Consider the following 25704-nt stretch of genomic DNA (forward strand, 5'->3'; position numbering starts at 1 on the left):
TGTTTTGTTTTTTAGAAGTTAGATTGTCTGGCTCTTGTAAGAGGACTTGCTCTTATGTTGAAACGGAAAGTATGGGGGTATGCGCTGAGCTCAACAGGCTCGTGGTTGTTCAGCTTTGGGAAGGAGGTAATGAAATTGGATGCTGAATTTTAGTCGATGGTTTGAATAGCTGCGGATGTGTGATGAATTATGGGCTGTGTAAAGGGACTAGCAAAAAATGGAAATGAAAGGGCCTCAAGGAACAGGGAATTCACATTTAATTTTTGAGCAGTAGTTTGTGAAACTAATAGTTGTTGGTTTCGAAGCGAAAAGTAAAGGAGTCTATTCAGTTCTTTTGAAGTATGGTGCGCGGAAGCTTGTGAGGGAAGTGAGGGTATGTGAAGGCGCTGTGTTATATGCTGAATATGGATCAAGTCTGCAGGAGATTCTGCATAGAAACGTTGGGGAAGCAAAAAATATGCATCGTCTAATATTTAAGTTGCATCGACAAGAGTTTGTAAAACTTCCTTTATGTATCGGAGATTTCTAGTTTTCCGAAGAGGCTGATGTTGAAATTTTTCTGACTAGCTACCTGGTTGTTGGTGTAGGGTGGCTTGGGTTTATTAGAGCGGAATAAAGAATCCCAAGATGGCAGGGCTCTGTTTCATACTTACAATGAGTGAGAGTTTGATTTGGCTTATTCGAATTTAGAGTTTTCTGGGCAGTTTACGCGGATTCATGATCTGGACTTGAGTATTGCCTGCTTTCTAGTAATAGAGTCCGGAAAATATGTAAGCTCGGAAGCTTTGGATGATATGTTTGATTCTTGGGTCGATTCGATTTCGTATGGCGGCCCTGGTTGTATTGATCTGCAGCTAGATAAATTTCTGAAAAGCCAAGAGTATGCTGATGTAGTTGTAGGCTTGATTGATAGGGTGATCCAAGAGTTGTATTCAATAGCGGATGTTTATCCGAAAGAGAAATTGAACTCGATGCTGGCAGGCGTAAAGATAACTTTGAATGCGGACTATGAAGTTAAGTTGATAAGAACTGCTTTAGTTGGGTTGCGAAAAGTCATTGTAGGTGAAGGATAGCTCATGGGCTGCATGATGAATCAGATGATTTTTCACTAATTCCTGAGTCTTTGATTTTTTCAAGATTGAAAGAAGGTTTGAAAAAGAAGCTCTGCTGTGACCTGCATCAAGTTTGTTTTTTCTAGTTTGTCAGCCTTCGGATCATAGTGGGCTATATATTAAGTAAGAGTCACGTAAGTGATGAGTTTTTAGAGTGAAGAAGAAAATATATTATGGTGTAATCGCGCGTGGTACAGAGATATGTATGCATGTATTTTGCATTTTTAAGTGAGATGTAGCATGAGCATTAAACTTAAGACAGAGGCGGGAGTGTTAGAGTTTATTGTCAAAAATATGAAGGCTAAGGATAGTTTTTTTGACTTCGATATTGTCAGTATTTGGTATGATAAATATTCTGGCTGTTTACCGGCTGATTTCTTTTGTAGTTTGAATTTCGATGATATAAATAGGCTTGTTGATTATTTCTATAGGCATAAATTGTCAGTGCTTACTAATCAGGTTAATGAGTCACTGGTTTATATGCCTTTGGAAAGCGACTTTCAAATAAGGTTCATGGCCGGGGAGGCTGAAAGCATGGAAGATGGATACTTTTCCATAGGTTTTTTATTTAACCTTGGAAGTAGTTGCGAAGAATCTTCGAATGTATATTTTGGGTTCGAGGCTGGTATTGATTTTTTAGCGGTAGATGACTTTTGTGTTTCTTTGAAGGAACTGGTGACCGTTGAGCAGTAGATGATTTTCTAGTAATCCACGGTTTTCAAAGTGTTTTAATCTGGTAAGCCATGATGAAAGAAGTATCTCCTCTAATATGTACATCGTGTGAAGAACAGCTCGATGTGTTTAACGAGGGTTCTACCCAAGGATTAAGGTGTTCCGGTTGTGGCTGGTCCTTGGTTACTACACATATTTCAGACATTAAAATCGATGAGCGAGAATATAAAATTTTTTGTAGCGGTAATTATAAAAGCGAAGCACATGTGCGAGTTGTATCCGAGGTGGCAGGTTACAATTTTTTGATGTCCAGAAAAGCACTGCAGAAAGGCCAATTTCTTCTGTTCTCCGGGCAGGCTGTTGAGGTTTCTCGGGTCAGGAAAATGCTTGGTCATGCAGGGGTTTTATGTACCATCACACCTGATTTTAAGTGGGGTTGATCAGGTGGCGATTGTTGTTTGCTAAGCCTCTAAGGTGAATAAGTTAGTTCTTTCAGTAACTTAGCTGCAACTTCCGAAAGTACAGGCTATACATCAACCTCCCTTGAATACTCCCGCTCCTGCGGAAGCAGTCTGCTGGCCCGCTCCAAGTCCCCTTCCTGAATGAGTCGATGAATCTCGTGCGCCAACGGCGTGACATCGGTAATGCGCTTGATCCACTGGTTCACATACAACTGCACAGCCTCCTTGCTCAGGCCAATCTGAATGGCCCGATGTTCCTGTGGCCGCAAGTACAGATCCCGTTCCGGGTCCCACTGAATCCGCACCGGCGACTGGTCTTTCAACTTCAACCATTCTTCCTTGCTCATGGACTCGTCGGCATGGCTCAAGCAGCCGTTGGCCAGGGCCCATTCAAAGCCTTCGCGGCTGATGTCGATGGCTAGGATGCGCGTTTGTCCGGCGTCCTTAAAACCCCAGCCGGCGCGGTACATCATCCAGAGGAAAGACGGCTTTATCCAGGTCATGCGCTCCATCTTGAACGGTGGGGAGACGAAGGTGCCGTGGGCCAGGGCGGCGTCGGCGATGCTGTCGGAGTAGGCCTGGTAGACGCGGATGGTGTCGGCGTCGTAGAGCGCGCGGATCTGGCGCTGGGGGATTTCTGTAGCGGGTTTATGCATGGCATTTCCTTATGAAGAATGGGCGGCCGGGAAGCCGCCCTGGGGTGTTTTAGAGTACGGCCTGTTGTTGCAAACGCCGTGATGTCACATCCAGCAGATCACAGCCATCGCGCAGCAGGATGCTGCACACCAGGGTCAGTTCCTGCAGTAGCACCGGTTCGCTGCGCAGGGTCTCGGCGGCGAAGTTCTCCAGCAGTTGGGTCGCGGCGCGGATGCGAAAGGCTGCGGCGTCGTGCAACACATCGATGGGCGCCTGGGTGTCGATCAGCAGGGAAGGAATCAGGCAGTCGTGGCCGGTTAGGGATATATAACGGTTCATTAGTACACCTCGCTTAATGGATCGATGTACTCGTTACTCCGGTCGCCAAACCAGGTCGCCATATGGGCGACGGCCGGACTATAAGCCGCGAGCTTGCGAGGGTGCAAGGCAAGTGTGGTGGCGTCTTTTCCGAGAGCGTTGTAGGGCTTTTTCCGTACACATCTATCCCGCTTGCGACTGTATTTCCAGGTGTTTAGCCAGGGCGCTTTTGGCGAACGGTCGGCTAGCCTGTATGTACATTTGTAAATACGAAATTGCTCATGTACGTTGCATGGGACGAGGCCAAGAACCACGCCAACATGCTCAAGCACGGCATCGATTTCAACGATGCGGTGCTGATGTTCCAGCGCCCGGTGCTGTCCTTGCGCGATGAGCGCCTGGACTACGGCGAGGAGCGCTGGGCCAGCCTCGGTTGGATCAGGGGCCTGGTGGGCGTGGTGGTCCATACCGAGCGGCGGGGTCATGCGGTGCGCATTATCTCGGCGCGAAAAGCCACTAAGCGGGAGGCTAAATATTATGTCCAACGGATCGAAAACTGATTGGGATCGCCTGGCGAAAACCGATGACCAGGGCATCGATACTTCTGATATTCCCGAGCTGGATGACGATTTCTTTCGCCGCGCCGAGGTGCACCTGCCGGGCAAGAAGGCCGTGACCATTCGCCTGGATGCCGATGTGCTGGAGTGGTTCAAGGGCCAGGGCGCGGGTTACCAGACGCGGATCAACCAATTGCTGCGCCAGTACATGCAGGCCCACCGGGACTGAGGCCTGTGCATCATTTCAGGAGGCGGGCGGATGGCCCGCCGCTCTTTCCGGCCGGCCGTGGAGGGTGGTCGCCATTGCGATTCCTGTCTGAAATATTCATTTACAACTACCCCCGTCCTCAAGCTCAATCTGCTCCCTTGCCTGGTGCGAAGGAGTGCGCTCTTTCGTGCAGGCTATAGTCTTGTGCTCACCCTGACCTCATCCGCAAATAAGGTGCTTTCGTATGTCTCGCTTTGCCTCCCGCAATACTTGGCTGGCCGTTGGTGCCGCGTTGCTGTGCCTGCACTTGCCCGTGCAGGCACAGGAGCGTTTTACCCTGAACATTCCCGGGGTTTCGGATGACCGGCTGTTCACTACGGGCAATGCCAGCGATGCCAAGGGCTGTGGCGGGCACAATAATTCCCCGGCCTTGAACTGGACCGCCGGCCCGACCGGGACCTTGAGCTACGCCATCGTCATGCACGACCCGGACGGGGCCAAGGGCCAGGGCGTGGATCACTGGGTGCACTACGGCATCAAGCCCACCACCCGGCAGATTCCCGCCGGTGCCGGCAACAAGCCGAACCTGGAAGGGCTGGCCGGCCTCAACAGCCGCAACGGTACTTCCTATATGGGCCCGTGCCCGCCGGTGGGTGACAGCGCGCACCACTACATCATCCAGATCTACGCCCTGGACCTGCCGCCGGAAGCCCTGCCCGCCGGGCTGACCCGCGCCCAACTGCTGGAAAAGATCAACGGTCACGTACTGCGCAACAGCAGTGTGGTGCGCCGCTATTCCCGCTGAGTGAAATTTTTTTCGAAGGCTTAACCCGAATCGCCCAGGGGCTTCGTCTGAAGGGGGGAATGGATCATTTCTTTCCGAGGTCAGCCCCATGTCCCTTCCCGTGCATTTCCTTCGTCCGGCCGCCCAGGGTTTTGCCGCCGGCCTGTTGCTGGCAGTTGCCGGCTGTGGTGTGTCGTCCAAGCCCGAATCCGCTGCCGGCTCGTCAACCCAGGGAGCATTGCAGGCTGCGCCTCAAGCGCAGTACGAGGTGCAGCATGCCGATGCCACCATGGCCAAGCGCGCTGTGCATCCCATGAGGTTGTCAGCGCCGATGCCGGCGCCCATTAGCTCACGGGATTCGCTGGTGGCCGGTTACCGCGACGAGCCCCGGGAGCAGTACCAGAAACTGCCGGACAACCCGATCCACAGCGTCGCCGAAGCACCGGTCTCGACCTTCAGCGCCGACGTCGATACGGGTGCCTATGCCAACGTCCGCCGCTTGCTCAACCAGGGCAGCCTGCCGCCGGAGGGCGCGGTGCGCCTGGAGGAACTGGTCAACTACTTCCCCTACGATTACGCCCTGCCCACGGACGGCTCGCCCTTCGGCGTGACCACCGAGCTGGCGCCGTCGCCGTGGAACCCCCATACCCGCCTGCTGCGCATCGGCATCAAGGCATCGGATCGCGCGGTGGCGGAGCTGGCCCCGGCCAACCTGGTGTTCCTGGTGGATGTCTCCGGCTCCATGGATCGCCGTGAAGGCCTGCCCCTGGTGAAAAGCACCCTCAAGCTGCTGGTGGATCAACTGCGGGACCAGGATCGGGTGTCGCTGGTGGTCTACGCCGGTGAATCACGGGCGGTGCTGGAGCCCACGTCCGGTCGTGACAAGGCGAAGATCCGCACTGCCATCGACCAGCTCACCGCGGGTGGTTCCACGGCGGGCGCCTCGGGTATCCAGCTGGCCTACCAGATGGCCCAGCAGGGTTTTATCGACAAGGGCATCAACCGCATCCTGCTGGCCACCGACGGCGACTTCAACGTCGGCGTCAGCGACTTCGACAGCCTCAAGGCCATGGCCGCCGAGAATCGCAAGAGTGGTGTCTCCCTGACCACCCTGGGGTTCGGTGTGGACAACTACAACGAGCACCTGATGGAGCAACTGGCCGATGCCGGTGACGGCAACTACGCCTACATCGACAATCTGCGCGAAGCGCGCAAGGTGCTGGTGGACCAGCTCAGCTCGACCCTGGCGGTGGTGGCCAAGGACGTGAAGCTGCAAGTGGAGTTCAACCCGGCCCAGGTCAGCGAATACCGCCTGCTGGGTTATGAGAACCGTGCACTCAAGCGAGAAGACTTCAGCAATGACAAGGTCGACGCCGGTGAAATCGGTGCAGGGCATACGGTTACCGCGTTGTATGAAATTGTCCCGGCTGGCGAGAAGGGTTGGCTGGAGCCGCTGCGTTATGCCCAGGCCAAGGCGCCGCAACAGAGTGGCAAGCAGGGCGAACTGGCCATGCTGCGGCTGCGCTACAAGGCGCCGGAAGGCGGCAGCAGCCGCCTGATCGAACGGCCCATCAGTGCCCAGCAGCCGGGCAGCCTGGCGGCGGCCAGCCCCGACCTGCGCTTCGCCGCAGCCGTGGCGGCGTTCTCCCAGCAGCTCAAGGACGGCCGCTACACCGGCAACTTCAGCCTGGCCGACACGGTCAAGCTGGCCCAGGGCGCCAAGGGTGCCGACCCTTACGGCCTGCGAGGCGAGTTCGTACAGCTGGTGGAGCTGGCGCAAAGCCTGCAAACTCAGGCGCCGAAAGCCCAGGCGGCGCAGCCCGTGGACTTGAGCCAAGTGCAGAGCCGCCTTGAGTAGACCTCAGACCCGCAGTGAACAGGAGTTCAACCGCCCTATGTCTGCTGCCCAATCCACCAGCGACGCCAGCAGCGATGAAACGCTGCTGGCGCGTTACCGTGCCGGAGACCCCGCGGCCTTCGAGGTGCTTTACCAGCGCCATCGCCAGGGCTTGTATCGCTTTGTGCTGAGCCTGTGTGGCAAGGCCGAGCTGGCGGATGAGGTCTACCAGGAAACCTGGCTCAGCCTGATCCGCAGCACCAGCCAGCCCCAGGGCCGGGCCAGCTTTCGTACCTGGCTGTACCAGATTGCCCGCAACCGCTTGATCGACCACTGGCGCAAGCACGGCCAGCGCAACCCGTTGCACGACAGCTATGACGAACAACTGCACGGTGAAGCCGACCAAGCCCCCGGCCCCGAACAGCAACTGAGCCTGTGCCGCGACCAGCAGCGTATCGAAGCCGCCCTGCAGGACCTGCCCGAAGACCAGCGCGAGGTGTTCTTGCTGCGGGCCCACGGCGACCTGGAACTGCCAGAAATCGCCAGCCTGACCCAGGCTCCCCTGGAAACGGTGAAAAGCCGTTTCCGCTATGCGTTGAAAAAATTGCGTCGGCTCCTGGCCGAGGAGGTACTCACATGACTGACGCCCGACAGACCCCTACCCCCGAAGAGCAGATGCTGGCGCATATCCGCCAACACAGTACCCAGGAACCACCGGCCCATCTGGATGCCCTGATCCTGGCCACTGCCCGCCGCGAAGCCCCGGCGCCCAAGCCCGGCTTCTGGCAACGCTGGATGCAGGCCTGCCTGCGGCCGCGTTATCAACTGGCTTTTGCCAGTCTGTTTGGCGTGGCGCTGGTCATCGGTTTGCTGCGGCCTTCCCCGGAGCACTATCCACAAGAGCAGGCCTTTGTCCCTGCGCCCGCTCCAGCCCCAGCTGCGCCCATGGCACGCCAGGCGGCGCCACGTTCCGCCGAGTTGGCCGGGGCCTTGAGCGTCCCTGAGCCGGCTGCCCCTTCGCCCATCGCTCCGGCGGCCCCTGTCGGCAGTTTTGCCGCGGCGCCGGAGATGGAAGCGTCCGCTGATGCAGCGCCACCTGCGATGGCCAAGCCCAGGGCCGAGTCGAGCAAGCTGGCCAAGCGCATGTCGGCGCCGGCCGCGCCCCGGGCGATCAAGCGATTGAATGAGCAACTGCAGACAGTGCTGCGTCTATGGGACGAGGGCCAGAACCGCGCGGCGGCCGAGCTGCTGCTCCAGCTGCAGGAAACTTATCCACAGGAGGATCTGGACGCGCGCCTGCAAGCCTTGCGTCGTCAATAAGGTGCGGGGGTTGGCTGTCGCAGCGGAAAACGCGCACTATCTGCCCAGTTTCCAGAAAGTGAGAGGCCGGTCATGGCACCCCGCATCGACCGTATTGCTGCAATGTTGAACTGCCCGATCAAGGGCGCGGAGCTGCGCCAGGCCATCAAGGAAAGCCGCAAGGACTTTGGCCTTGAAGAGGGCGAGGACCTCGATCAGCAGGCCGACGACGAAGACGATCAGGCGGCCCCGCACTCCGACGCCGTCGAGGAGGAGTGATCCGGCAGCCCCGGCGCTCAGGCGTAGGGGGTGGCGGGCAACTCGATGAACTCGGCGCAGGCACCGTCCGCGGTCATGCGCCGAGCCCGTTCCGGCAGCAGCCGGGCGTGGTTTTCCACTTGCCAGCGATACCAGCTCAGGCGCTGCACGATCCGCCGCCGGCAGGGCTCCGGCAATTGCCCCAGCAGGTCGACACTCTCGGGCGCCCAGCGGGCTCGGGTCGAGTAGTAGCAGAACAGGTTTTCCCGCAGGCCGAAACAGTCCTCAATGCTTTCCTCGACGCTGTACGCGTAGCGCTCGAAGCTGGCACTCAGTTGCTGTGCGCCGTCGGCGTTGTCCCGCAGGTAGGCGAAGATCCCCGGCCAATTGATGCAGTACAGGTGCTCGTCCCAATCGCCGTCCCGTGTCAGGTACTGGCCCTGGCCGCGAAAGAACTGCAGCACTTCCTCGCGCTCCAGAGCCACTTCAAAGTTGCTTTTCATCGGGTGTTCCCTTGACGTCGGCGATGCTCACAGATAACGCCACGCATTCGATCACGCAATCGAAGCCGATTTCCAGGCGCAGGTGATAACCGGGGCCCAGGCGAGTGAGCTGGGTGCGCATGCGCCCGTCGAAGCGCGTGCCGCTGACCGCCAGTTCGCTGATGCCCTGGACCTTGAGCACGAAACTGCAGTGGGTCGCCGCCTCGATCACCGGCCAGCTGGCAGGCACAGACAAGCGCGGCAGTTCACCGCTCAGGTGCAGGCTCAGTTGCTCGCCCTGGAACTGCGGGCCCTGGGTCTCCAGGTCATAGGGCGTGGCGGTCACATCGAACTCGGCCCGCCAGGCTTCAGGGTTGTCGATGCCGAACAGCCAATCCCCGCCGAAACGCTCACGGTGCGGGATTGCCCGGCACTCTGCCAGCGAAGGCAATTGCGCGCGGACCAGGTCTTCCTGCCAGCGCTCCCGTGCCGCGTTCAGCAGGCGCTGGAAAAGGTCCCGGCTGTTGTCGATCACCCCTGGCCAGTTGCTGGGCCACTGATCGTATTCGTAGTCGTCCTCGATGGGCTCCCAGATCTGTTCGAAGTCGTAGTCCGGGTCATCCAGGGCCGCTTGCAGCACCTCCACCAGCCGCTGTCGATGCCGGAAATTTTCCCGGGAACCGTGGCGCATCAGGCCGTAGTGGCGGACCAGGTATTCGCGGTCGTCCGGGTCATTGGGGTTGTAGCGGTTCAGTTCGGCATCCAGGGCCGGGGGCATGTCATAGCCCATGAACCAGGTGACCCAGTCGCGTATCTGGGGCTCGAAGGGTTGATTGTGCAGGGGATGGCGCAGCATCGGGACCTCCTGTCCGGGGGCGGCGAATGTAGCAAGTTGCGCCTCGCCAGGACAGCCCGGGGCCGTCATGTGTGCGGGGTGCCGTCCGGGCATCGCGCCGTTTTGCATCGCGGATCAACAAAAAAGCCCCAGGCCGTAAGACCTGGGGCTTTTTCGCTGAAGATGGCGCACTCGGCGGGATTCGAACCCACGACCCCTGCCTTCGGAGGGCAGTACTCTATCCAGCTGAGCTACGAGTGCAGTGCGGGCGACATCATACCTATGTCGACTCGGGGCGTCCACGCCGGTTTTCATCGGCTGGTGCTTGTCCGTCGCAACCCCCGGAAACCCGGGCCGTAGTGGCAGTTTTTCCTGCTGAAGCTTCCTCGTACCTGCGCGCAACCTGCAGCCAGAACCGTGCAATCACGGGGCACAGGGAGGTGCAGGAGATGAACTGTTCCATGCCGGGCGGCCTGCAAGCGGGCCTGCCGGACCAACTGTTCGAAGCCAGCTGGAGGGCGGTATTGCCCGGTTTGCAGCGCCGCGCCCGGCAGTTGGCGCGGGGCAACGCCGATGGTGCCCAAGAGTGGCTGGCGGCCACGGCGATCAAGGCGCTGCTGTTCTTTCGTCGCTCGCCGGAGCGGATTCGCGACCCCCAGGGCTTTCTGTTCCTGGTGCTCGATCATGTGTTTGTCGACAGCTGCCGCCGGCAGGCCCGGGAGCAGCGCCTGTTTGTGGATTTCGCCGGGCTCGAGGATGACCCGCTGCAGCAGCTGGAGGCCCCGCAGATGTCGGTGCTCGACCAGGTGGAATTGCTGGAGACCCTGGCCTTGCTCAGTCGACGGGTGGCGCAACTGCCGCCGAAGAAGCGCCGCCTGTTTGAACTAAAGTTTGTCGACGACCTGCCCTATCCCCACATCGCCGCCGAGCTGGGCATGAACCAGCCCTTGGCGCGCAAGTATGTGCAGCTGTTGCGGGCGCAGTTGCGTTGATGTGGCCTGAGGTTTCACAGCCGGCTCGCTCGGGCGTTCCTGTTCAGTGAGCCTGTTTTCGATGCTGTAGCCGGTGCCGCCGCCTTCTGCGGTGGGCCATTCCATCTAAGGAGAGATGTATGCCCGATCCAATGGTCAACTCGCAGATCACCGATGCCGTCACCCAGACCAACGTCAAGGTCGTGGCCGAGGCTCCGGCCCAGGCCATCGCCTCGCTGTACCAGGTGGCCAGCCACTCGGCCGGCTTGTCTTTGCAGAACGCGGTCAACAGCCAGCAGGCGCTCAACCAGATCTCCAATGCGGTGGTGTCCAAGGCCGTGGCGCTGATCATGGCGATTGGCGAGTAGGGCTGACCGCCCGGGAGAATCGTCATGGCCTGGTTCAAGAAGAAAACCCCACCCGCAGCCGCGGCCGATGAAAGCGCCGGCGCGGCGGCCGACCCTGGCGCCGCTGCAGTAGCCGCCGAGCCTGAGGCACCCTCGGCGATGGCCGGTGACGCCGCCTCGACGGCCAGCGCGCCGGCGCCCGATCCTGCGCCATCGCCTGCAGGCCCGGCGCAGCCCTCGATGATGCAGACGATGAACGCGCACCTGCTCAAGCAGGCCGGCACGCCCAGCAGCGACAGCACCGATGCCCTGAACAGCCAGATCGTCCAGGCGGTGCAGTTCAGCAATGCCCAGACCTTCAGCTATGCCCCGGCGCAGATCGCAGCAGCGCCGGACATGATGATCAGCCAGGCCGCCGGCCTGGTGGCGCAGTCGGCGGCGGGGTATTTCGACGGGGTCAGCAAGCTGGCCCTGGCGGCCCAGGCGGTGCTGCTCAAGCAGATGACCGAGAACATCGTCAAAGAGAACGTCAAGGGGGCTGCCGAGGATGCCCTGGGCGCGTTGGTCACCGATCTGCTGGTGGGCGCGGCGGCTGCGGTGGCGGCGGCTGCCGGAGCCATGGAGGCCGACGCGGCCGGCGTGGCCATCGACAAGATCGACCAGAGCATCGCCAAGTACAGCAGCACCCTGGCCAATCGCACACCGTCCTCCTGAGCAAGCGCCCCGGGCGCGCCAGGTGCCCGGGGCCTGCACGGCCAGGAGCATGACCGCGACACAGGCTTTTCCCCTGGCGTTGAAGTTCGACGGACCCGGTGCCCAGCCCTTCAACGTCATTCATTGAGTAAGGAGCATGCAATGGCGAATGAAGAGCAGACCCCGATGGCGACGATATTCGGCTTTGCCGAGAAGTATCTGAAACGCCCGTTGACCCAGGTCGAGCGCCAGGTACTGGAGGCATTTGCCCAGGACAAGCCGCTGGACATGTCCAGGGCCGCGCAACAGAGCGTCGATCAGGCGCGGCAGCGGGCCACGGAGCTGATGCAGTCCGATGGGCTGCGCACCCGGCAGATCATCGATCAACTGGCCGGTTCCGCCGCCGCGGGCAAGGCCGATCCCCAGGCGCGGGAGCTGGTGCTGCGCCAATTGCTGGCGGCCGCCGAGTCCGAGGAGCCGCTGTCGGTATCGCCCCCCGGGGCCGGTCTGGTGACGACCGCCGCCGCTGCAGCCGCCGCGGCGGCGCTGGCGCCGGCACTGTCCCCGGCCAGCTTCCCGCCGGACGATCCGCAGCTCAAGGCAATGATCAGCGCCCTGGTCCAGCAGGAGGTGAAAGCCGCGGTCGAGGCGCGGATGGCCGGGCTGTCGCAGAAAGTCGAAGACACCCTCAAGCAACTGACCGCCGGCAGTGGGCAATAAGGGCCCCCTGAAATAACCGCAAGGCCGTTCAAGCCCCGCTTCACAGCATCAGGGCTGCCACGTTCACTCAATGACACGGAATGCTCCGTGTGCCTAACAAAGGAAGTTGAGCCATGCCACTTGTAAACGAACAAATCACCGATGCCGTCACCCAGACCAACGTCAAGGTCGTCGCCGAAGCGCCGGCCATGGCGATGGGCACCATCTACCAATCCATGGCCCAGGCCACCGCGATCCTGTTCCAGAACTCGGTCTCGGCGCAGCAGCAGCAAAACACCCTGGCCCAGGCGGCCACCAACCAGGGCGTGATGCAGATCTACAGCGTCGACACCACCGCCGGGGCGGCGGCCACCGAAAAAGTCGCCCAGGGCGGGGTCTCCGACAACCTCACCAGCCTGTTGACGGTTCTCAAGTCCTTTCAGAGCTGATGGCTGAAAGCCTGATTTTCCGTTGAACCTACCTGCTGAAAAAATGGAGTTTTTATGAGCACAGTCAGTCCGCAAATCACCGATGCCGTCACCCAGACCAACGTCAAGGTCGTCGCCGAAGCGCCAGCCATGTCGATGGGCACCATCTACCAGTCCATGGGCCAGTCCGTGGCCATCCTGTTCCAGAACTCGGTTTCGGCGCAGCAGCAGCAAAACACCCTGGCCCAGGCGGCCACCAACCAGGGCGTGATGCAGATCTACAGCGTCGACACCACCGCCGGTGCGTCGGCCACCGAGAAAGTCGCCCAGGGCGGTGTGGCCGACAACCTCACCAGCCTGTTGACGGTGCTCAAGTCGTTCAGTAGCTGACCGTTCCCCAGGCGCCATGCCAGCGCCCCCGCCGCCTGCCATAGGCTGCGGGGGCGTTGTCTTTTGCCCGGCGGCATGGGAGGTTGAAGCGGATTTTTTACCGCTAGGCGCCTTTACGTTCTTTTTTTCGAACAGCCTATTGTCCTTTACCCCCGTTGACCCTAGGATTCGTTTGAGATTTCAAACGCTCTTGCCTGGGTGCCCAAACGCACGTCTATTCTTGTGTGCGACTTTTTCGTGCTTTTACCCAGTGAACGATTTTCCTGACGGCAGCCTGGCCACGGGCTGGTGACAGCGCCCCGGCGCTCTCCTCCTGACCTGGCGCCTTTCTACAATCACAATTCGCCCCGCGTATGCGCGGTGCTGTTAAGGAAGCCGACATGCAGCTCAAAGACGCCCAGTTGTTCCGCCAACAAGCCTTCATCGATGGAGCTTGGGTCGACGCGGACAACGGCCAGACGATCAAGGTCAACAACCCCGCTACCGGTGAAATCCTCGGTACCGTGCCAAAGATGGGCGCTGCCGAAACCCGCCGCGCCATCGAGGCCGCCGACAAGGCCCTGCCGGCCTGGCGTGCCCTGACTGCCAAGGAGCGCGCCACCAAGCTGCGCCGCTGGTATGAATTGCTGATCGAGAACCAGGACGACCTGGGTCGCCTGATGACCCTGGAGCAGGGCAAGCCGCTGGCCGAAGCCAAGGGCGAAATCGCCTACGCCGCCTCCTTCATCGAATGGTTCGCCGAAGAAGCCAAGCGCATCTACGGTGACGTGATTCCCGGCCACCAGCCCGACAAGCGCCTGATCGTGATCAAGCAGCCGATCGGCGTGACCGCGGCCATCACCCCGTGGAACTTCCCGGCGGCGATGATCACCCGTAAAGCCGGCCCGGCCCTGGCCGCCGGTTGCACCATGGTCATCAAGCCCGCTTCGCAAACCCCGTTCTCGGCCCTGGCCCTGGTGGAACTGGCGCACCGTGCCGGCATCCCGAAAGGCGTGCTGAGCGTGGTCACCGGCAGCGCCGGCGACATCGGCGGCGAGCTCACCAGCAACCCGATCGTGCGCAAGCTGTCGTTCACCGGCTCTACCGAGATCGGTCGCCAGCTGATGGCCGAATGCGCCAAGGACATCAAGAAAGTCTCCCTGGAGCTGGGCGGCAACGCGCCGTTCATCGTGTTCGACGACGCGGACCTGGATAAGGCCGTCGAAGGCGCGATCATCTCCAAGTACCGCAACAACGGCCAGACCTGCGTCTGCGCCAACCGCCTGTACATCCAGGATTCGGTCTACGACGCCTTCGCCGAGAAATTGAAGGCAGCAGTGGCCAAGCTGAAGATCGGCAACGGCCTGGAAGAAGGCACCACCACTGGCCCGCTGATCGACGAAAAAGCCGTGGCCAAGGTCCAGGAACACATCGCCGACGCCCTGAAAAAAGGCGCGACCCTGCTGGCCGGCGGCAAGTCCATGGAAGGCAACTTCTTCGAGCCGACCATCCTGGTCAACGTGCCCAAGGATGCAGCCGTGGCCAAGGAAGAAACCTTTGGCCCACTGGCGCCGCTGTTCCGCTTCAAAGACGAAGCCGAAGTCATCGCCATGTCCAACGACACCGAGTTCGGCCTGGCCTCGTACTTCTATGCCCGTGACCTGGGCCGTGTGTTCCGTGTGGCCGAGGCCCTGGAATACGGCATGGTCGGGGTCAACACCGGCCTGATCTCCAACGAAGTGGCGCCGTTCGGCGGCATCAAGGCCTCGGGCCTGGGCCGTGAAGGTTCCAAGTACGGGATCGAGGATTACCTGGAAATCAAATACCTCTGCCTGGGTATCTGATCCGGTTTCAAGCGCCGGGGGCACGAGAGCGCTGTCCCCCTGCGCAGCTTTAAAAAACGCACTTTTCAAGGTGGCCCGGGACCGCTCCGACAGTCGATCATCGCATGCTGTCGCAGGCGCTTCCCCGCCCCGCAACCCTTGAATCACACCGCTGCCGCAGCGGTGAATGAGGACACTATGAGCAAGACCAACGCATCTTTGATGAAACGCCGTGAAGCCGCTGTACCGCGCGGTGTTGGCCAGATTCACCCGATCTTCGCCGACAGCGCGAAGAACGCCACCGTCACCGACGTTGAAGGCCGCGAGTTCATCGACTTCGCCGGCGGTATCGCGGTACTGAACACCGGTCACGTGCACCCGAAGATCATCGCCGCAGTGACCGAGCAACTGAACAAGCTGACCCACACCTGCTTCCAGGTCCTGGCCTACGAGCCTTACGTGGAGCTGTGCGAGAAAATCAACGCCAAGGTGCCAGGTGATTTCGCCAAGAAAACCCTGCTGGTGACCACCGGTTCCGAAGCCGTAGAGAACGCCGTGAAGATCGCCCGTGCCGCCACTGGCCGCGCCGGCGTGATCGCCTTCACCGGCGCCTACCACGGCCGCACCATGATGACCCTGGGCCTGACCGGCAAGGTCGTGCCTTACTCGGCCGGCATGGGCCTGATGCCAGGCGGCATCTTCCGCGCGCTGTACCCGAATGAACTGCACGGCGTGAGCATCGACGACTCCATCGCCAGCATCGAACGCATCTTCAAGAACGACGCCGAGCCTCGTGATATCGCCGCGATCATCATCGAGCCGGTGCAGGGCGAAGGCGGCTTCTACGTCGCGCCCAAAGAGTTCATGAAGCGCCTGCGCGCCCTGTGCGACCAGCACGGCATCCTGCTGATCGCTGACGAAGTGCAGACCGGCGCTGGCCGTACCGGCACCTTCTTCGCCATGGAACAGATGGGCGTTACCGCCGACCTGACCACCTTCGCCAAGTCCATCGCCGGCGGCTTCCCGCTGGCCGGTGTCTGCGGCAAGGCCGAGTACATGGACGCCATCGCTCCAGGCGGCCTGGGCGGCACCTACGCCGGTAGCCCGATCGCCTGTGCGGCGGCCCTGGCGGTGATGGAAGTGTTCGAGGAAGAGCACCTGCTGGATCGCTGCAAGGCTGTTGGCGAGCGCCTGGTGACCGGCCTCAAGGCCATCCAGGCCAAGTACCCGGTGATCGGTGAAGTGCGTGCCCTGGGCGCGATGATCGCGGTGGAACTGTTCGAGAATGGCGACAGCCACAAGCCGAACGCCGCTGCCGTGGCCCAGGTCGTGGCCAAGGCTCGCGACAAGGGGCTGATCCTGCTGTCCTGCGGCACCTACGGCAACGTTCTGCGGGTTCTGGTACCGCTGACCTCGCCGGATGCCCAGCTGGACAAAGGCCTGGCCATCATCGAAGAGTGCTTCGCTGAACTCTGATGACGCTGTGACCTGATCGACAGAAAAACCCGCTTCGGCGGGTTTTTTTTCGCCCTCAAGCGGCTCCAGGGGGATTTGCGTTGTATGGAAGCCCGCGCATTGACTAAGGTGCAAGGGATTGCCTAGGGAGCGTGCTGCATGACCGCTGTTGATTTACCCGCTGTACCTCGCGTGCTGATTGCCGAGGCTGATCCCTGGTCTCGTGATTTGCTCAAGCAAGTGCTGTTGAACGTGCGCTGTGATGCGCGTCTGGACTTGTGTGCCGACGGTCAGGAGGCCATGGACCTGCTGAGCGCCAAACCCTATGACCTGATCATTGCCGATTGGGAGCTGCCGGGCATCGATGGCCTGTCGCTGCTGCGCGCGGTGCGCCAGCGCAAGCGCAACCCGGTGCAGCCGTTCATCCTGCTGAGCGTGCGCAGCGACAGCGCCAGCGTGCGCGAGGCCTTGCCCCTGGCGCCCACTGCCTACCTGACCAAGCCCCTGAACATGGAGGGGCTGACCCAGCGCCTGCAGGGCCTGCTGCTGGACGCCGGCCAGGAAGTCTCCTGCGAGGTGCCGGCCCTGGCGCCGGGCATGACCCTGTGGCCCTTTCTCGAACGCCGGCGCGATGTGGCCGACGGCGCGCCGCTGCTCACCGATGTGCAACTGGCGGTCAAGCGCAGCCTCAACCCCGAAGGCCTGGACCTCAAGGTGCTGGAGGAAGAGATCCGCACCGATCCCCAGGTCACCGCGGTGCTGATCGCTGCAGCCAACAGCGCCGCGCAGCACCATGGCGACGGCGTACAGACCCTGTCCCAGGCCCTGCATCGGCTGGGCACCGGGCAGAGCATGAACCTGATCCTCGGCCTGACCCTCAAGCGCAGCGCGCGCCTGAGCGATCCGGCCCTGGCCGACTATGCCGAGCGCTATTGGGAGCTGTCCCTGCATATCGCGGAATACGGCCGGACCCTGGCGCGCCTGCTGGACCTGGACCAGGAGCGCTGCTACTGCGCCGGGCTACTGCATCGCCTGGGCGACCTGGCGCTGCTGCGTTGCCTGCAGGAGTGGAAACAGGCCGGCGGCGAGCTGGACGACCAGGAAGAAATCGGCGATGCCCTGGAGCGCTTTGGCGCGGCCTACGGCTCGGCGCTGCGGACCCGCTGGCGCATGCCCCTTGAACTGCGGGAACTGATTGCCTCGATCTACCAGTTGGGCGGTGGGGTGTATTCCCGCGAGGCACTGGTGATGAACCTGGCGGCGCAGCTGGCGCGGCTGACCGAGCACGAAGGGGTGGAAGAGATCGCGCGCTGCAAGACCGCGCGGCTGCTGAAGGTCGGGCTGCCGGAATTGACCCGCCTGCGCAAGGGCTGAACCACTGTAGGAGCCGGCTGGCCGGCGAAGAGGCCTTGGAGTCTTGTGCAAGCCTTGCGGGCGCCTTCGCGGGCCAGCCAGCTCCTACGGGCGAGTGATCGCGGGTTTATCCGGTGATGATGCGGTTCTTGCCCTGGCGCTTGGCTTCGTACATGGCGCTGTCGGCGCGGGCGAACAGGTTGTCCAGGCTTTCGTCTTCCGCCAGCAGGCCGGTCAGGCCCTGGCTCACGGTGATGGTGAACGTCTGGCCCTGGTGGCTGAAATTCTGGCGCTGGATCTCCCGTTGCAGGCGCTCGGCCACCTGGCGGGCCATGTCCGCGGTGCAGCCGGGAAAAACCGCGGCGAACTCCTCGCCACCGATCCGCCCGAACAGGTCGCCGCGACGCAGGGCCGCGCGCCCGCTTTCGGCGATGCGCTGCAGGACGATGTCGCCTTCGGGGTGGCCGTAGGTGTCGTTGATCACTTTGAAGTCATCGATATCCAGCAGCAAGAAGGCCAGGGACGAGCCTTGCAGGCGCGCCTGCTCGAACTCGCGGTTGGCGCATTCGAAGAAGTGCCGACGGTTGCTGCTCTGGGTCAGCACGTCGGTGGTGGCCAGGCGTTGCAACTCGGTTTCCAGCTGCTTCTTTTCGGTGATGTCTTCGGCGATGCCGACCACGATCAGGCGTTGCCCGGGCTCGGCATTGCGGTTGATGAAGCATTTGTCGCTGAGCCAGCGCACCTGGCCCTGGGCATCGATGATGCGGTATTCGCGATCTTCCACCGCGCCCTTTTCCAGGACCTGGGCCAGGCTGCGCTCGGCGTACTCCAGGTCATCGGGGTAGATGCTGTCGCGCCATTGATTGCAGTCCGCCAGGAGCAGGCCTGCGTGGCGACCGAAGATCCGTTCATAGGCCGGGCTGACGTACAGCACCTGGCGGCTGTCCCAGTCGAAGGCCCAGAGCACCGCGTTGACACTGACCAGCAGCGAGCTGAACAGCTGCTCGCGTTCGGTCAGGCGGGCCACTTCGCCCTGTGCATGCATCAGGGCCATCAGGGTTTGCGCGGCTTCGGGCCACTGTGGAAGCGCAGAGGGAGTGTGTGGGTTCTTGTTGACCATCGGCACAGATCTCAAAGGGCGTGCCGCGCGCCGTTAGGCAGCGGCTACAACCAAGCCCGCCTGGGTGGCGAAGTGTTGTTTGAGATAGGGGATCGGGCGCTAAGTTCCCGGCCGCTACAGCGATAGCGCGAGCGCCCGCCAGACGGTCGAGAGGGGCCTGCAAGGCTTGATTTCAGAAGGGCAGCCCCTCGCCACGGGAGTGGCGAGGGGCTGGGGTCAGGCGGTGGTGGGGCGCAGGGAATAGGTCTTGAGCTGATGGGCGAAATCACGCAGGGACTGAATGCCGCTGGCCTCGGCCTCGTGTACCCAATCCTTGATGGCCGCGAGCATGTCGTGGCCGTTGGAGCTGGTCTTGACCCAGATCTGCTGCAGGGCCAGACGCTTCTCGTAGATCACCTTCAAGGCCTGGCTGTGCTCCAGCATGCTCTGGATGCGCAGGTGGTGGCGGTCTTCCAGCAGGCTGGTTTCCCGGGACAGCAGGCGCTTGGCGCGGTGGAACTGGTGGCGCACCGAATGATCGACCTTGGCCAGTTCCTGTTTCACCAGCGGGCCGATCACCAGCTTGCGGTACTGGGCCATGATCTGGAACCGGTTGTTGAGGATGGCCATGGCGGTGTCCATGTCCAGGTGGCCCTTGCCTTCGACCCGGTGGGCGATAGGCGCCACGCGCTGGACCCTGGCCAGACGCAGGAAGCTGAAGACCTTGATCCAGGCCCAGCCCAGGTCGAACTCCCACTTCTTCACCGAGAGCTTGGCCGAGTTGGGGTAGGTGTGGTGGTTGTTGTGCAGCTCTTCGCCGCCGACGATGATGCCCCAGGGCACCAGGTTGGTGGCGGCGTCGCGGCATTCGAAGTTGCGGTAGCCCACCGCATGCCCCAGGCCATTGATGACCCCGGCGGCCCAGAACGGAATCCACATCATCTGGATGGCCCAGATGGTGATGCCGATGGTGCCGAACAGCAGCAGGTCGATGGCTGCCATCAGCGCCACGCCGCCCAGCTTGTAGCGGCTGTAGAGGTTGCGTTCGATCCAGTCTTCCGGGCAGTTCTTGCCGTAGATGCGCAGGGTCTCCGGGTTCTTCGCCTCTTCGCGATACAGCTCTGCGCCCTTGCGCAGCACGGTGGACAGGCCCTTGACCACCGGGCTGTGGGGGTCGTCGGCGGTTTCGCACTTGGCGTGGTGCTTGCGGTGGATGGCGGTCCACTCGCGGGTGTTCTGCGCCGTGGTCAGCCACAGCCAGAAGCGGAAGAAATGTTTCAGGCCGGCGTTGAGTTCCAGGGAACGGTGCGCGGAATAGCGATGCAGATAGACCGTGACCGCGACAATGGTCACGTGGGTCATCAACAGGGTGACTGCCACCAGTTGCCAGGCGGACAAGCCAAGTAAACCTTCGTACCACATAGGCGATAAGGCCCTCGATAAAGAAAAAAACAGCCCAGGCATTATCACTAAGCCCACTGAGAAAACCAGTCGCCCTTTCAGATAAGAGTGGCGGAATGTTTCTTCCTCTATAATCCCAAACTTTTCGTGTGGAAATAGACGGACTTATGTCGGTTTCTTATCGCAATGGTTTGCGTGCCGCGCTGCTCTATCTGCTGTTGTCGCTGGTCTGGTTGCAGTTCAGTGGTTACTTATTGAGCAGTTTCTTCGATGAGTCTTCCGATCGGGCCCATTGGCAACTGGTTGGCGGCTATGCCTGGGCGGTGGTCAGCGCGGTGCTGATCTTCTTCGCCCGGGCCCGTCTGCTGCGGGTGTTGGGGGCCGATCGCTGGCTGCGCCACCAGCAGAAGGACCGCGAGCGCCTGCGCCAGGCTGCGGCGGTATTCGACTGCACCCGCGAAGGGGTGCTGGTGAGCGATACCCAGGGGCAGATCGTCCACGTCAACCGCGCCTTCATCGAAATCACCGGCTACCAGCGCGAAGAGGTGCTGGGCCGTCAGCCGAGCCTGTTCAAGTCCGGGCATCATTCGGCGCAGTTCTATCAATCGATGTTCGACTCGTTGCAGAAGACCGATGAGTGGAGCGGCGAAATCTGGAATCGGCGCAAGAGCGGCGAGATCTACCCGCAATGGCAGACCATCCGCGCGATCCGCGATGAGCAGGGCGAGCTGACTCATTACGTTGCGGTATTTTCCGACATCAGCGCGATCAAGGATTCCGAGCACGAGCTGGCTCACCTGGCCCATCACGATCCGCTGACCGACCTGCCCAACCGCCTGCTGTTCACCGACCGTGCCGAACAGGCCCTGGCTTCAGCGCAGATCCACAAGCGCGGCTGCGCCATGCTGATGATCGATCTGGACCACTTCAAGATGATCAACGACAGCCTGGGGCACAACGTCGGCGACCAACTGCTCAAGGCGGTGGCCGAGCGCCTGGGCGGGATGTTTGGCCCGGGTATCACCCTGGCGCGCCTGGGCGGCGACGAGTTCGCGGTGCTGGCCGAAAGCTGCCCGCAGCTGGTGCAGGCGGCGGCCCTGGCCCAGCGCATCATCGACGGCCTCAAGGAGCCCTTCCAGCTTGGCGAGCAGCAGGTGGTGATCAACGCCAGTATCGGTATCAGCCTGTTTCCCAGCGACGCGTTGAGTGCCAGCCAACTGCTGCGCAACGCCGATGCGGCGCTGTTCAAGGCCAAAAGCGCCGGGCGCAACGGTTACGCCCTGTACACCGAGGAGCTCACCGCCCATGCCCAGCAGCGGGTGGAAATCGCCTTCGAGCTGCGCCGCGCCCTGGACCAGCAGGAACTGCGGGTCTACTACCAGCCGGTGCACGACCTCAAGACCAGCCGCCTGGTAGGCGTCGAGGCCCTGGTGCGCTGGGAGCATCCCGAGCGCGGGCTGGTGTCGCCGGCGGAGTTCATACCGATTGCCGAGCGCACCGGGATGATTGCCGAGATCGATGCCTGGGTCATGCAGCAGGCTTGCCGGCAGATGTGCCAGTGGCAGGCCGATGGCGTGGTGCTGTCGTTTATCGCGGTAAATGTCTCGACCCGCCTGTTCGCCCGCAGCGAGCTGTACCAGCAGGTGGCCCAGGTGCTGCACGAGACCGGGCTGGACCCGGCCTACCTGGAGCTGGAAGTCACCGAAAGCGCGGTGATGGACGATCCCGAAGTGGCCCTGGAGCAGATGCACCGCTTGCGCGAGCTGGGTATTCGCCTGGCCATCGACGACTTCGGCACGGGCTACTCCTCCCTGCTGCGGCTCAAGCGCCTGCCGGTGCAGAAGCTCAAGATCGACCAGGGTTTTGTCGCCGGCCTGCCGTTCGACGAGGACGATGCGGCGATATCCCGGGTCATCATTGCCCTGGCCCAGAGCATGGGCATGCAGGTGCATGCCGAGGGTATCGAGCAGGTGGAACAGGCGCGTTTCCTTCTGGAACACGCCTGCGACCTGGGCCAGGGCTACTGGTTCGGCCGGCCGATGCCGGCGGCGCAACTGGTCTGGAGCAACGCCCCGCAGATCCGTTGATCCCTGTAGCCGCTGCCGCAGGCTGCGAACGGTTTGGGCGGCATACCGACGTGGCAGGCGCGGTGTTGAGGTTTGGCGCAAGGGCGCCAGGCAAGGCCCTGGGGGCCTTTGCGCAGCCTCGCTGAAGCTCGGCAGCGGCTACAGGGTTGGGGCTAAGCTGCTGTCAGCTCGAATAATTTCTTCTGGTTATATAAACATTCTTAAATAGTATTTTTAAGAATATCCGGCCCTATCTAGTATTGCTCCCACGCCGCAAGCAGTGCCGCCACTGCCAGGCACATCCCACTCAGGAGCAACACCATGAGCGCATCTCTACGTAGCGTTGACGGCCAGGACGAAGCAACCATCTTGCGGGAAATTCAAAGCGCACTGCGCGACCTGCGCTTCGGTGCGGTGGAAATCACCGTGCACAACGCCCAGGTCGTGCAGATCGAACGCAAGGAAAAATTCCGTCTGCAGCAGCCCGGCCACAAACCGAGTTGAAAGTACCTCGCTGAACACCGCGTCACCCTCTCGCGAACGAGAGGCCCGACTGGTCAACCGGAGGGCGTCATCCATGACCCCCTGCACGAATCCCAGCGTTCCTTTTCGAATGCGGGCTGAAATCGCCATAAGAAAAATGCCAGCACCTTAAAAAATTTCAGGAGCTTCACCATGTCGTCGATTCGCCGTTATGCCCTGGCCGCCCTCGCCAGCGCCGTTTTCGCCGGTTCCGCCGTTGCCAAGGACTATGAGCTGCTCAATGTGTCCTATGACCCGACCCGTGAGCTGTACCAGGATTACAACGCCGAGTTCGTGAACTTCTGGAAGAAGGACCACCCGGGCGACAACGTGAAGATCCAGCAATCCCACGGTGGCTCCGGCAAGCAGGGCCGGGCGGTGATCGACGGACTGCGCGCCGACGTGGTGACCCTGGCCCTGGCCGGTGACATCGACGAAATCGCCAAGCTCGGCAAGACCCTGCCGGCGGACTGGCAGAAACGCCTGCCCGATGCCAGTACCCCCTACACCTCGACCATCGTGTTCCTGGTGCGCAAGGGAAACCCCAAGGGCATCAAGGATTGGGGCGACCTGATCAAGAAAGACGTCTCGGTGATCACCCCGAACCCGAAAACCTCCGGTGGTGCACGCTGGAACTTCCTCGCCGCCTGGGCCTACGGCCTGAAGGCCGGTGGCAGTGAGGCCAAGGCTCAGGAATACGTGAAGGAGCTGTTCAAGCACGTACCGGTACTGGACACCGGGGCCCGCGGCTCGACCATCACCTTCGTCAACAACGGTCAGGGCGACGTGCTGCTGGCCTGGGAAAACGAAGCTTTCCTGGCCCTCAAGGAAGACGGCGGCGCCGACAAGTTCGATATCGTCGTACCTTCGCTGTCGATCCTCGCCGAGCCGCCAGTGGCGGTGGTGGACAAGAACGCCGAGAAGAAAGGCAACACCCAGATCGCCGAGGCCTACCTCAAGCACCTGTACAGCCCGGCCGGCCAGGAAATTGCCGCGAAGAACTTCTACCGCCCACGGGACAAGGACATCGCCGCCAAATATGCCCAGCAGTTCCCGAAACTGGACCTGGTAACTATCGACAAGGACTTCGGCGGCTGGAAAACTGCCCAACCGAAATTCTTCAATGACGGTGGCGTGTTCGACCAGATCTACACGGCGCAATAACCCTGTTGTAGGGGCTGGCTTGCCAGCGAAGGCGCCCCTGAGGGCAATGCACGACTTGCGGGCCCTTTCGCCGGCAAGCCGGCTCCTACCAGGCAGAGCCCGCATTGAGTTGCGGGTTTTGCGTATCCGTTCCGTTAACCAAGGACTCTTATGTCGCGTCGTATCTCCCCCGTCATACCCGGCTTCGGGCTGACGCTGGGCTACACCTTGGTGTACCTCAGCCTGATTGTGCTCATCCCCCTGGCGGCGATGTTCGTGCATGCCGCGCAACTTACCTGGGAACAGTTCTGGGCGATCATTTCGGCGCCACGGGTGCTCGCCGCGCTCAAGCTGAGCTTCGGTACCGCGTTGTATGCGGCCATCATCAACGGCGTCATCGGCACCCTGCTGGCCTGGGTCCTGGTGCGCTACAGCTTCCCCGGGCGCAAGATCATCGATGCCATGATCGACCTGCCATTCGCCCTGCCCACCGCCGTGGCGGGCATTGCCCTGACCGCGCTCTACGCGCCCACCGGCCTGGTGGGGCAGTTCGCCACCGACCTGGGTTTCAAGATCGCCTACACCCCCCTGGGCATCACCCTGGCACTGACCTTCGTCACCCTGCCATTCGTGGTGCGCACGGTGCAGCCGGTGCTGGCGGACATCCCCCGTGAAGTGGAAGAAGCCGCCGCCTGCCTGGGTGCCAAGCCGTGGCAGGTGTTCCGCCATATCCTGGTACCGGCCCTGCTGCCGGCCTGGCTCACCGGTTTTGCCCTGGCCTTTGCCCGGGGCGTGGGCGAGTACGGTTCGGTGATCTTCATCGCCGGCAACATGCCGATGAAGACCGAGATCCTGCCCCTGCTGATCATGGTCAAGCTCGACCAGTACGATTACACCGGCGCCACTTCCATCGGCGTGCTGATGCTGGTGGTTTCCTTCATTCTGCTGCTGCTGATCAACCTGCTGCAGCGGCGCATCGAACGACCTTAAGGAGGCGCGACCATGTCCCAATCGTCCATTTCCGCCGCGTCCTCCGCCAACGCCGCCCGCCGTGGCAGCGCCACCTCGCGGCGCCTGCTGATCGGCCTCGGCTGGCTGATCTTCGCCCTGTTCCTGCTGCTGCCGCTGTTCATCGTGGTGTCCCAGGGCCTGAAGCTCGGCCTGGGGGCGTTCTTCGATGCGATCTTCGAGCCCGACGCCCTGTCGGCGCTGAAACTCACGGTGATCGCGGTGCTGATCTCGGTGCCCCTGAACCTGGTGTTCGGGGTCAGCGCGGCCTGGTGCGTGAGCAAGTACTCGTTCCGCGGCAAGAGCATCCTGGTGACCCTGATCGACCTGCCGTTCTCGGTGTCGCCGGTGATCGCCGGCCTGGTCTATGTGCTGATGTTCGGCGCCCAGGGCCTGTTCGGCCCGTGGCTTTCGGACCACGACATCCAGATCGTCTTCGCCTTGCCGGGCATTGTCCTGGCCACCATCTTCGTCACCGTGCCCTTCGTTGCCCGGGAACTGATCCCGCTGATGCAGGAGCAGGGCACCCAGGAAGAGGAGGCCGCCAGGTTGCTGGGGGCCAATGGCTGGCAGATGTTCTGGCACGTCACCGTGCCCAACATCAAATGGGGCCTGATCTACGGCGTGGTGCTGTGTACCGCCCGGGCCATGGGTGAGTTCGGCGCGGTGTCGGTGGTTTCCGGGCACATTCGCGGGGTCACCAACACCCTGCCGCTGCACGTGGAAATCCTCTACAACGAGTACAACCACGTCGCCGCCTTTGCCGTCGCCAGCCTGTTGCTGATCCTTGCGTTGTTCATCCTGCTGCTCAAGCAGTGGAGCGAATCCCGAATCAACCGCCTGCGCGCCAGCGCCGCGGAGGAATAAG

The 25704-nt window shown here is 61.4% G+C and carries 30 protein-coding genes and 1 tRNA gene; 24 read left to right on the plus strand and 7 right to left on the minus strand.

What is annotated here, in order from left to right; translation table 11 throughout:
- Positions 1-728 precede the first annotated feature (728 nt).
- The 3 genes from A9971_RS11335 to A9971_RS11345 all read left to right on the plus strand — a co-directional run bounded on the left by A9971_RS11335 (position 729) and on the right by A9971_RS11345 (position 2224).
- Positions 729-1073 carry a hypothetical protein gene (locus tag A9971_RS11335; protein WP_183000613.1) on the plus strand — a complete coding sequence of 115 codons (345 nt, stop codon included), beginning with the start codon at positions 729-731 and terminating at the stop codon, positions 1071-1073.
- 279 nt (positions 1074-1352) lie between these two features.
- Positions 1353-1805 (plus strand): hypothetical protein, encoded by a 453-nt coding sequence (locus A9971_RS11340; protein ID WP_183000614.1) that lies wholly within the window; start codon positions 1353-1355, stop codon positions 1803-1805.
- 53 nt (positions 1806-1858) lie between these two features.
- Entirely contained in the window at positions 1859-2224 is a 366-nt protein-coding gene (locus A9971_RS11345; RefSeq protein ID WP_183000615.1) for a hypothetical protein, read from the plus strand.
- An 86-nt stretch (positions 2225-2310) separates the two neighbouring features.
- Here the strand turns inward: A9971_RS11345 and A9971_RS11350 are convergent, their stop codons facing one another.
- Together A9971_RS11350 and A9971_RS11355 are read right to left on the minus strand one after the other, a co-directional pair.
- Positions 2311-2901, minus strand: coding sequence for a DUF4291 domain-containing protein (locus A9971_RS11350; protein WP_183000616.1), 591 nt, complete (start codon positions 2899-2901; stop codon positions 2311-2313).
- Positions 2902-2950: 49 nt separating this feature from the next.
- Entirely contained in the window at positions 2951-3220 is a 270-nt protein-coding gene (locus A9971_RS11355; RefSeq protein WP_183000617.1) for a hypothetical protein, read from the minus strand.
- A 260-nt stretch (positions 3221-3480) separates the two neighbouring features.
- Here A9971_RS11355 and A9971_RS11360 point away from each other — a divergent pair, with 260 nt between their 5' ends.
- The 7 genes from A9971_RS11360 to A9971_RS11390 all read left to right on the plus strand — a co-directional run bounded on the left by A9971_RS11360 (position 3481) and on the right by A9971_RS11390 (position 8163).
- Positions 3481-3759: a BrnT family toxin gene (locus tag A9971_RS11360; protein ID WP_053148401.1), complete on the plus strand. Its 279-nt coding sequence runs from the start codon at positions 3481-3483 to the stop codon at positions 3757-3759.
- The gene (locus A9971_RS11365; RefSeq protein ID WP_011058552.1) at positions 3737-3985 is read left to right on the plus strand and encodes a BrnA antitoxin family protein; all 249 of its coding nucleotides are present in this window, start codon (positions 3737-3739) and stop codon (positions 3983-3985) included. Before A9971_RS11360 ends, A9971_RS11365 begins: the two co-directional genes overlap by 23 nt.
- Before the next feature lie 223 nt (positions 3986-4208).
- Positions 4209-4769, plus strand: a complete 561-nt coding sequence (locus tag A9971_RS11370; RefSeq protein WP_011058553.1) for a YbhB/YbcL family Raf kinase inhibitor-like protein — start codon at positions 4209-4211, stop codon at positions 4767-4769.
- A gap of 88 nt (positions 4770-4857) precedes the next feature.
- Entirely contained in the window at positions 4858-6606 is a 1749-nt protein-coding gene (locus tag A9971_RS11375; RefSeq protein WP_183000618.1) for a VWA domain-containing protein, read from the plus strand.
- 37 nt (positions 6607-6643) lie between these two features.
- On the plus strand, positions 6644-7225 hold the full coding sequence (locus tag A9971_RS11380; protein ID WP_011058554.1) for an RNA polymerase sigma factor: 582 nt from the start codon (positions 6644-6646) through the stop codon (positions 7223-7225).
- On the plus strand, positions 7222-7905 hold the full coding sequence (locus A9971_RS11385) for a hypothetical protein (protein ID WP_077933180.1): 684 nt from the start codon (positions 7222-7224) through the stop codon (positions 7903-7905). The genes A9971_RS11380 and A9971_RS11385 overlap by 4 nt, the downstream gene beginning before the upstream one ends.
- Before the next feature lie 72 nt (positions 7906-7977).
- Entirely contained in the window at positions 7978-8163 is a 186-nt protein-coding gene (locus A9971_RS11390) for a hypothetical protein (RefSeq protein WP_011058556.1), read from the plus strand.
- A 17-nt stretch (positions 8164-8180) separates the two neighbouring features.
- Here the strand turns inward: A9971_RS11390 and A9971_RS11395 are convergent, their stop codons facing one another.
- From A9971_RS11395 to A9971_RS11405, 3 genes are all read right to left on the minus strand, one after another.
- On the minus strand, positions 8181-8645 hold the full coding sequence (locus tag A9971_RS11395; protein WP_011058557.1) for a hypothetical protein: 465 nt from the start codon (positions 8643-8645) through the stop codon (positions 8181-8183).
- On the minus strand, positions 8629-9480 hold the full coding sequence (locus A9971_RS11400) for a hypothetical protein (RefSeq protein ID WP_015633705.1): 852 nt from the start codon (positions 9478-9480) through the stop codon (positions 8629-8631). Before A9971_RS11400 ends, A9971_RS11395 begins: the two co-directional genes overlap by 17 nt.
- Before the next feature lie 163 nt (positions 9481-9643).
- A tRNA-Arg gene (locus A9971_RS11405) sits at positions 9644-9720 on the minus strand.
- 188 nt (positions 9721-9908) lie between these two features.
- Here A9971_RS11405 and A9971_RS11410 point away from each other — a divergent pair.
- The 9 genes from A9971_RS11410 (at position 9909) to A9971_RS11450 (ending at position 17618) form a co-directional block, all read left to right on the plus strand.
- On the plus strand, positions 9909-10451 hold the full coding sequence (locus A9971_RS11410) for an RNA polymerase sigma factor (protein WP_072443737.1): 543 nt from the start codon (positions 9909-9911) through the stop codon (positions 10449-10451).
- A gap of 119 nt (positions 10452-10570) precedes the next feature.
- Entirely contained in the window at positions 10571-10798 is a 228-nt protein-coding gene (locus A9971_RS11415) for a RebB family R body protein (protein WP_011058560.1), read from the plus strand.
- A gap of 24 nt (positions 10799-10822) precedes the next feature.
- On the plus strand, positions 10823-11491 hold the full coding sequence (locus A9971_RS11420) for a hypothetical protein (RefSeq protein WP_011058561.1): 669 nt from the start codon (positions 10823-10825) through the stop codon (positions 11489-11491).
- Between the two features lie 141 nt (positions 11492-11632).
- Entirely contained in the window at positions 11633-12190 is a 558-nt protein-coding gene (locus tag A9971_RS11425) for a hypothetical protein (RefSeq protein ID WP_103407939.1), read from the plus strand.
- A gap of 113 nt (positions 12191-12303) precedes the next feature.
- A complete protein-coding gene (locus A9971_RS11430; protein WP_011058563.1) occupies positions 12304-12618 on the plus strand; it encodes a RebB family R body protein in 315 nt (104 codons plus the stop codon).
- A gap of 54 nt (positions 12619-12672) precedes the next feature.
- The gene (locus A9971_RS11435; protein ID WP_011058564.1) at positions 12673-12987 is read left to right on the plus strand and encodes a RebB family R body protein; all 315 of its coding nucleotides are present in this window, start codon (positions 12673-12675) and stop codon (positions 12985-12987) included.
- Between the two features lie 380 nt (positions 12988-13367).
- Positions 13368-14810: an NADP-dependent succinate-semialdehyde dehydrogenase gene (gene gabD / locus A9971_RS11440; protein WP_011058565.1), complete on the plus strand. Its 1443-nt coding sequence runs from the start codon at positions 13368-13370 to the stop codon at positions 14808-14810.
- A gap of 177 nt (positions 14811-14987) precedes the next feature.
- Positions 14988-16265, plus strand: a complete 1278-nt coding sequence (gabT, locus tag A9971_RS11445; RefSeq protein WP_011058566.1) for a 4-aminobutyrate--2-oxoglutarate transaminase — start codon at positions 14988-14990, stop codon at positions 16263-16265.
- A gap of 138 nt (positions 16266-16403) precedes the next feature.
- Positions 16404-17618: a response regulator gene (locus A9971_RS11450; RefSeq protein ID WP_183000619.1), complete on the plus strand. Its 1215-nt coding sequence runs from the start codon at positions 16404-16406 to the stop codon at positions 17616-17618.
- A 106-nt stretch (positions 17619-17724) separates the two neighbouring features.
- On the opposite strand, the gene A9971_RS11455 is transcribed toward A9971_RS11450, so the two are convergent.
- Together A9971_RS11455 and desA are read right to left on the minus strand one after the other, a co-directional pair.
- The gene (locus A9971_RS11455) at positions 17725-18717 is read right to left on the minus strand and encodes a sensor domain-containing diguanylate cyclase (RefSeq protein WP_053155841.1); all 993 of its coding nucleotides are present in this window, start codon (positions 18715-18717) and stop codon (positions 17725-17727) included.
- Positions 18718-18933: 216 nt separating this feature from the next.
- Positions 18934-20118 carry a delta-9 fatty acid desaturase DesA gene (gene desA / locus A9971_RS11460; protein WP_011058569.1) on the minus strand — a complete coding sequence of 395 codons (1185 nt, stop codon included), beginning with the start codon at positions 20116-20118 and terminating at the stop codon, positions 18934-18936.
- A gap of 146 nt (positions 20119-20264) precedes the next feature.
- On the opposite strand from desA, the gene dibA reads away from it, so the two are divergent.
- The 5 genes from dibA to cysW all read left to right on the plus strand — a co-directional run bounded on the left by dibA (position 20265) and on the right by cysW (position 25703).
- Positions 20265-22184, plus strand: a complete 1920-nt coding sequence (gene dibA, locus A9971_RS11465) for a phosphodiesterase DibA (RefSeq protein WP_041115116.1) — start codon at positions 20265-20267, stop codon at positions 22182-22184.
- Between the two features lie 300 nt (positions 22185-22484).
- Positions 22485-22667 (plus strand): sulfur starvation response protein OscA, encoded by a 183-nt coding sequence (oscA, locus tag A9971_RS11470; RefSeq protein WP_011058571.1) that lies wholly within the window; start codon positions 22485-22487, stop codon positions 22665-22667.
- 171 nt (positions 22668-22838) lie between these two features.
- Entirely contained in the window at positions 22839-23849 is a 1011-nt protein-coding gene (locus tag A9971_RS11475) for a sulfate ABC transporter substrate-binding protein (protein ID WP_011058572.1), read from the plus strand.
- Positions 23850-23999: 150 nt separating this feature from the next.
- Positions 24000-24818, plus strand: coding sequence for a sulfate ABC transporter permease subunit CysT (gene cysT / locus A9971_RS11480; protein ID WP_011058573.1), 819 nt, complete (start codon positions 24000-24002; stop codon positions 24816-24818).
- Positions 24819-24830: 12 nt separating this feature from the next.
- Complete coding sequence (gene cysW, locus A9971_RS11485; RefSeq protein WP_011058574.1) at positions 24831-25703, plus strand: sulfate ABC transporter permease subunit CysW; 873 nt, start codon at positions 24831-24833, stop codon at positions 25701-25703.
- The last annotated feature ends 1 nt before the right edge of the window (position 25704 follow it).

The sequence above is a fragment of the Pseudomonas sp. UME65 genome, from assembly GCF_014170225.1.
In the GTDB taxonomy this organism is placed as follows: Bacteria; Pseudomonadota; Gammaproteobacteria; order Pseudomonadales; family Pseudomonadaceae; genus Aquipseudomonas; species Aquipseudomonas protegens.

Bases quoted from the DNA above. Each gene is read 5' to 3' on its own strand.
- A9971_RS11415 (WP_011058560.1), top strand. From the start codon at position 10,571: ATGCCCGATCCAATGGTCAACTCGCAGATCACCGATGCCGTCACCCAG.
- A9971_RS11370 (WP_011058553.1), top strand. From the start codon at position 4,209: ATGTCTCGCTTTGCCTCCCGCAATACTTGGCTGGCCGTTGGTGCCGCG.
- gabD (WP_011058565.1), top strand. From the start codon at position 13,368: ATGCAGCTCAAAGACGCCCAGTTGTTCCGCCAACAAGCCTTCATCGAT.
- A9971_RS11350 (WP_183000616.1), bottom strand. From the start codon at position 2,901: ATGCATAAACCCGCTACAGAAATCCCCCAGCGCCAGATCCGCGCGCTC.
- A9971_RS11345 (WP_183000615.1), top strand. From the start codon at position 1,859: ATGAAAGAAGTATCTCCTCTAATATGTACATCGTGTGAAGAACAGCTC.
- A9971_RS11450 (WP_183000619.1), top strand. From the start codon at position 16,404: ATGACCGCTGTTGATTTACCCGCTGTACCTCGCGTGCTGATTGCCGAG.
- cysT (WP_011058573.1), top strand. From the start codon at position 24,000: ATGTCGCGTCGTATCTCCCCCGTCATACCCGGCTTCGGGCTGACGCTG.
- A9971_RS11435 (WP_011058564.1), top strand. From the start codon at position 12,673: ATGAGCACAGTCAGTCCGCAAATCACCGATGCCGTCACCCAGACCAAC.
- A9971_RS11475 (WP_011058572.1), top strand. From the start codon at position 22,839: ATGTCGTCGATTCGCCGTTATGCCCTGGCCGCCCTCGCCAGCGCCGTT.
- A9971_RS11420 (WP_011058561.1), top strand. From the start codon at position 10,823: ATGGCCTGGTTCAAGAAGAAAACCCCACCCGCAGCCGCGGCCGATGAA.
- A9971_RS11455 (WP_053155841.1), bottom strand. From the start codon at position 18,717: ATGGTCAACAAGAACCCACACACTCCCTCTGCGCTTCCACAGTGGCCC.
- A9971_RS11365 (WP_011058552.1), top strand. From the start codon at position 3,737: ATGTCCAACGGATCGAAAACTGATTGGGATCGCCTGGCGAAAACCGAT.
- A9971_RS11400 (WP_015633705.1), bottom strand. From the start codon at position 9,480: ATGCTGCGCCATCCCCTGCACAATCAACCCTTCGAGCCCCAGATACGC.
- A9971_RS11340 (WP_183000614.1), top strand. From the start codon at position 1,353: ATGAGCATTAAACTTAAGACAGAGGCGGGAGTGTTAGAGTTTATTGTC.
- A9971_RS11375 (WP_183000618.1), top strand. From the start codon at position 4,858: ATGTCCCTTCCCGTGCATTTCCTTCGTCCGGCCGCCCAGGGTTTTGCC.
- A9971_RS11385 (WP_077933180.1), top strand. From the start codon at position 7,222: ATGACTGACGCCCGACAGACCCCTACCCCCGAAGAGCAGATGCTGGCG.
- A9971_RS11425 (WP_103407939.1), top strand. From the start codon at position 11,633: ATGGCGAATGAAGAGCAGACCCCGATGGCGACGATATTCGGCTTTGCC.
- A9971_RS11410 (WP_072443737.1), top strand. From the start codon at position 9,909: ATGAACTGTTCCATGCCGGGCGGCCTGCAAGCGGGCCTGCCGGACCAA.
- A9971_RS11360 (WP_053148401.1), top strand. From the start codon at position 3,481: ATGTACGTTGCATGGGACGAGGCCAAGAACCACGCCAACATGCTCAAG.
- A9971_RS11355 (WP_183000617.1), bottom strand. From the start codon at position 3,220: ATGAACCGTTATATATCCCTAACCGGCCACGACTGCCTGATTCCTTCC.
- desA (WP_011058569.1), bottom strand. From the start codon at position 20,118: ATGTGGTACGAAGGTTTACTTGGCTTGTCCGCCTGGCAACTGGTGGCA.
- A9971_RS11430 (WP_011058563.1), top strand. From the start codon at position 12,304: ATGCCACTTGTAAACGAACAAATCACCGATGCCGTCACCCAGACCAAC.
- A9971_RS11395 (WP_011058557.1), bottom strand. From the start codon at position 8,645: ATGAAAAGCAACTTTGAAGTGGCTCTGGAGCGCGAGGAAGTGCTGCAG.
- gabT (WP_011058566.1), top strand. From the start codon at position 14,988: ATGAGCAAGACCAACGCATCTTTGATGAAACGCCGTGAAGCCGCTGTA.
- cysW (WP_011058574.1), top strand. From the start codon at position 24,831: ATGTCCCAATCGTCCATTTCCGCCGCGTCCTCCGCCAACGCCGCCCGC.
- dibA (WP_041115116.1), top strand. From the start codon at position 20,265: ATGTCGGTTTCTTATCGCAATGGTTTGCGTGCCGCGCTGCTCTATCTG.
- A9971_RS11380 (WP_011058554.1), top strand. From the start codon at position 6,644: ATGTCTGCTGCCCAATCCACCAGCGACGCCAGCAGCGATGAAACGCTG.
- oscA (WP_011058571.1), top strand. From the start codon at position 22,485: ATGAGCGCATCTCTACGTAGCGTTGACGGCCAGGACGAAGCAACCATC.
- A9971_RS11390 (WP_011058556.1), top strand. From the start codon at position 7,978: ATGGCACCCCGCATCGACCGTATTGCTGCAATGTTGAACTGCCCGATC.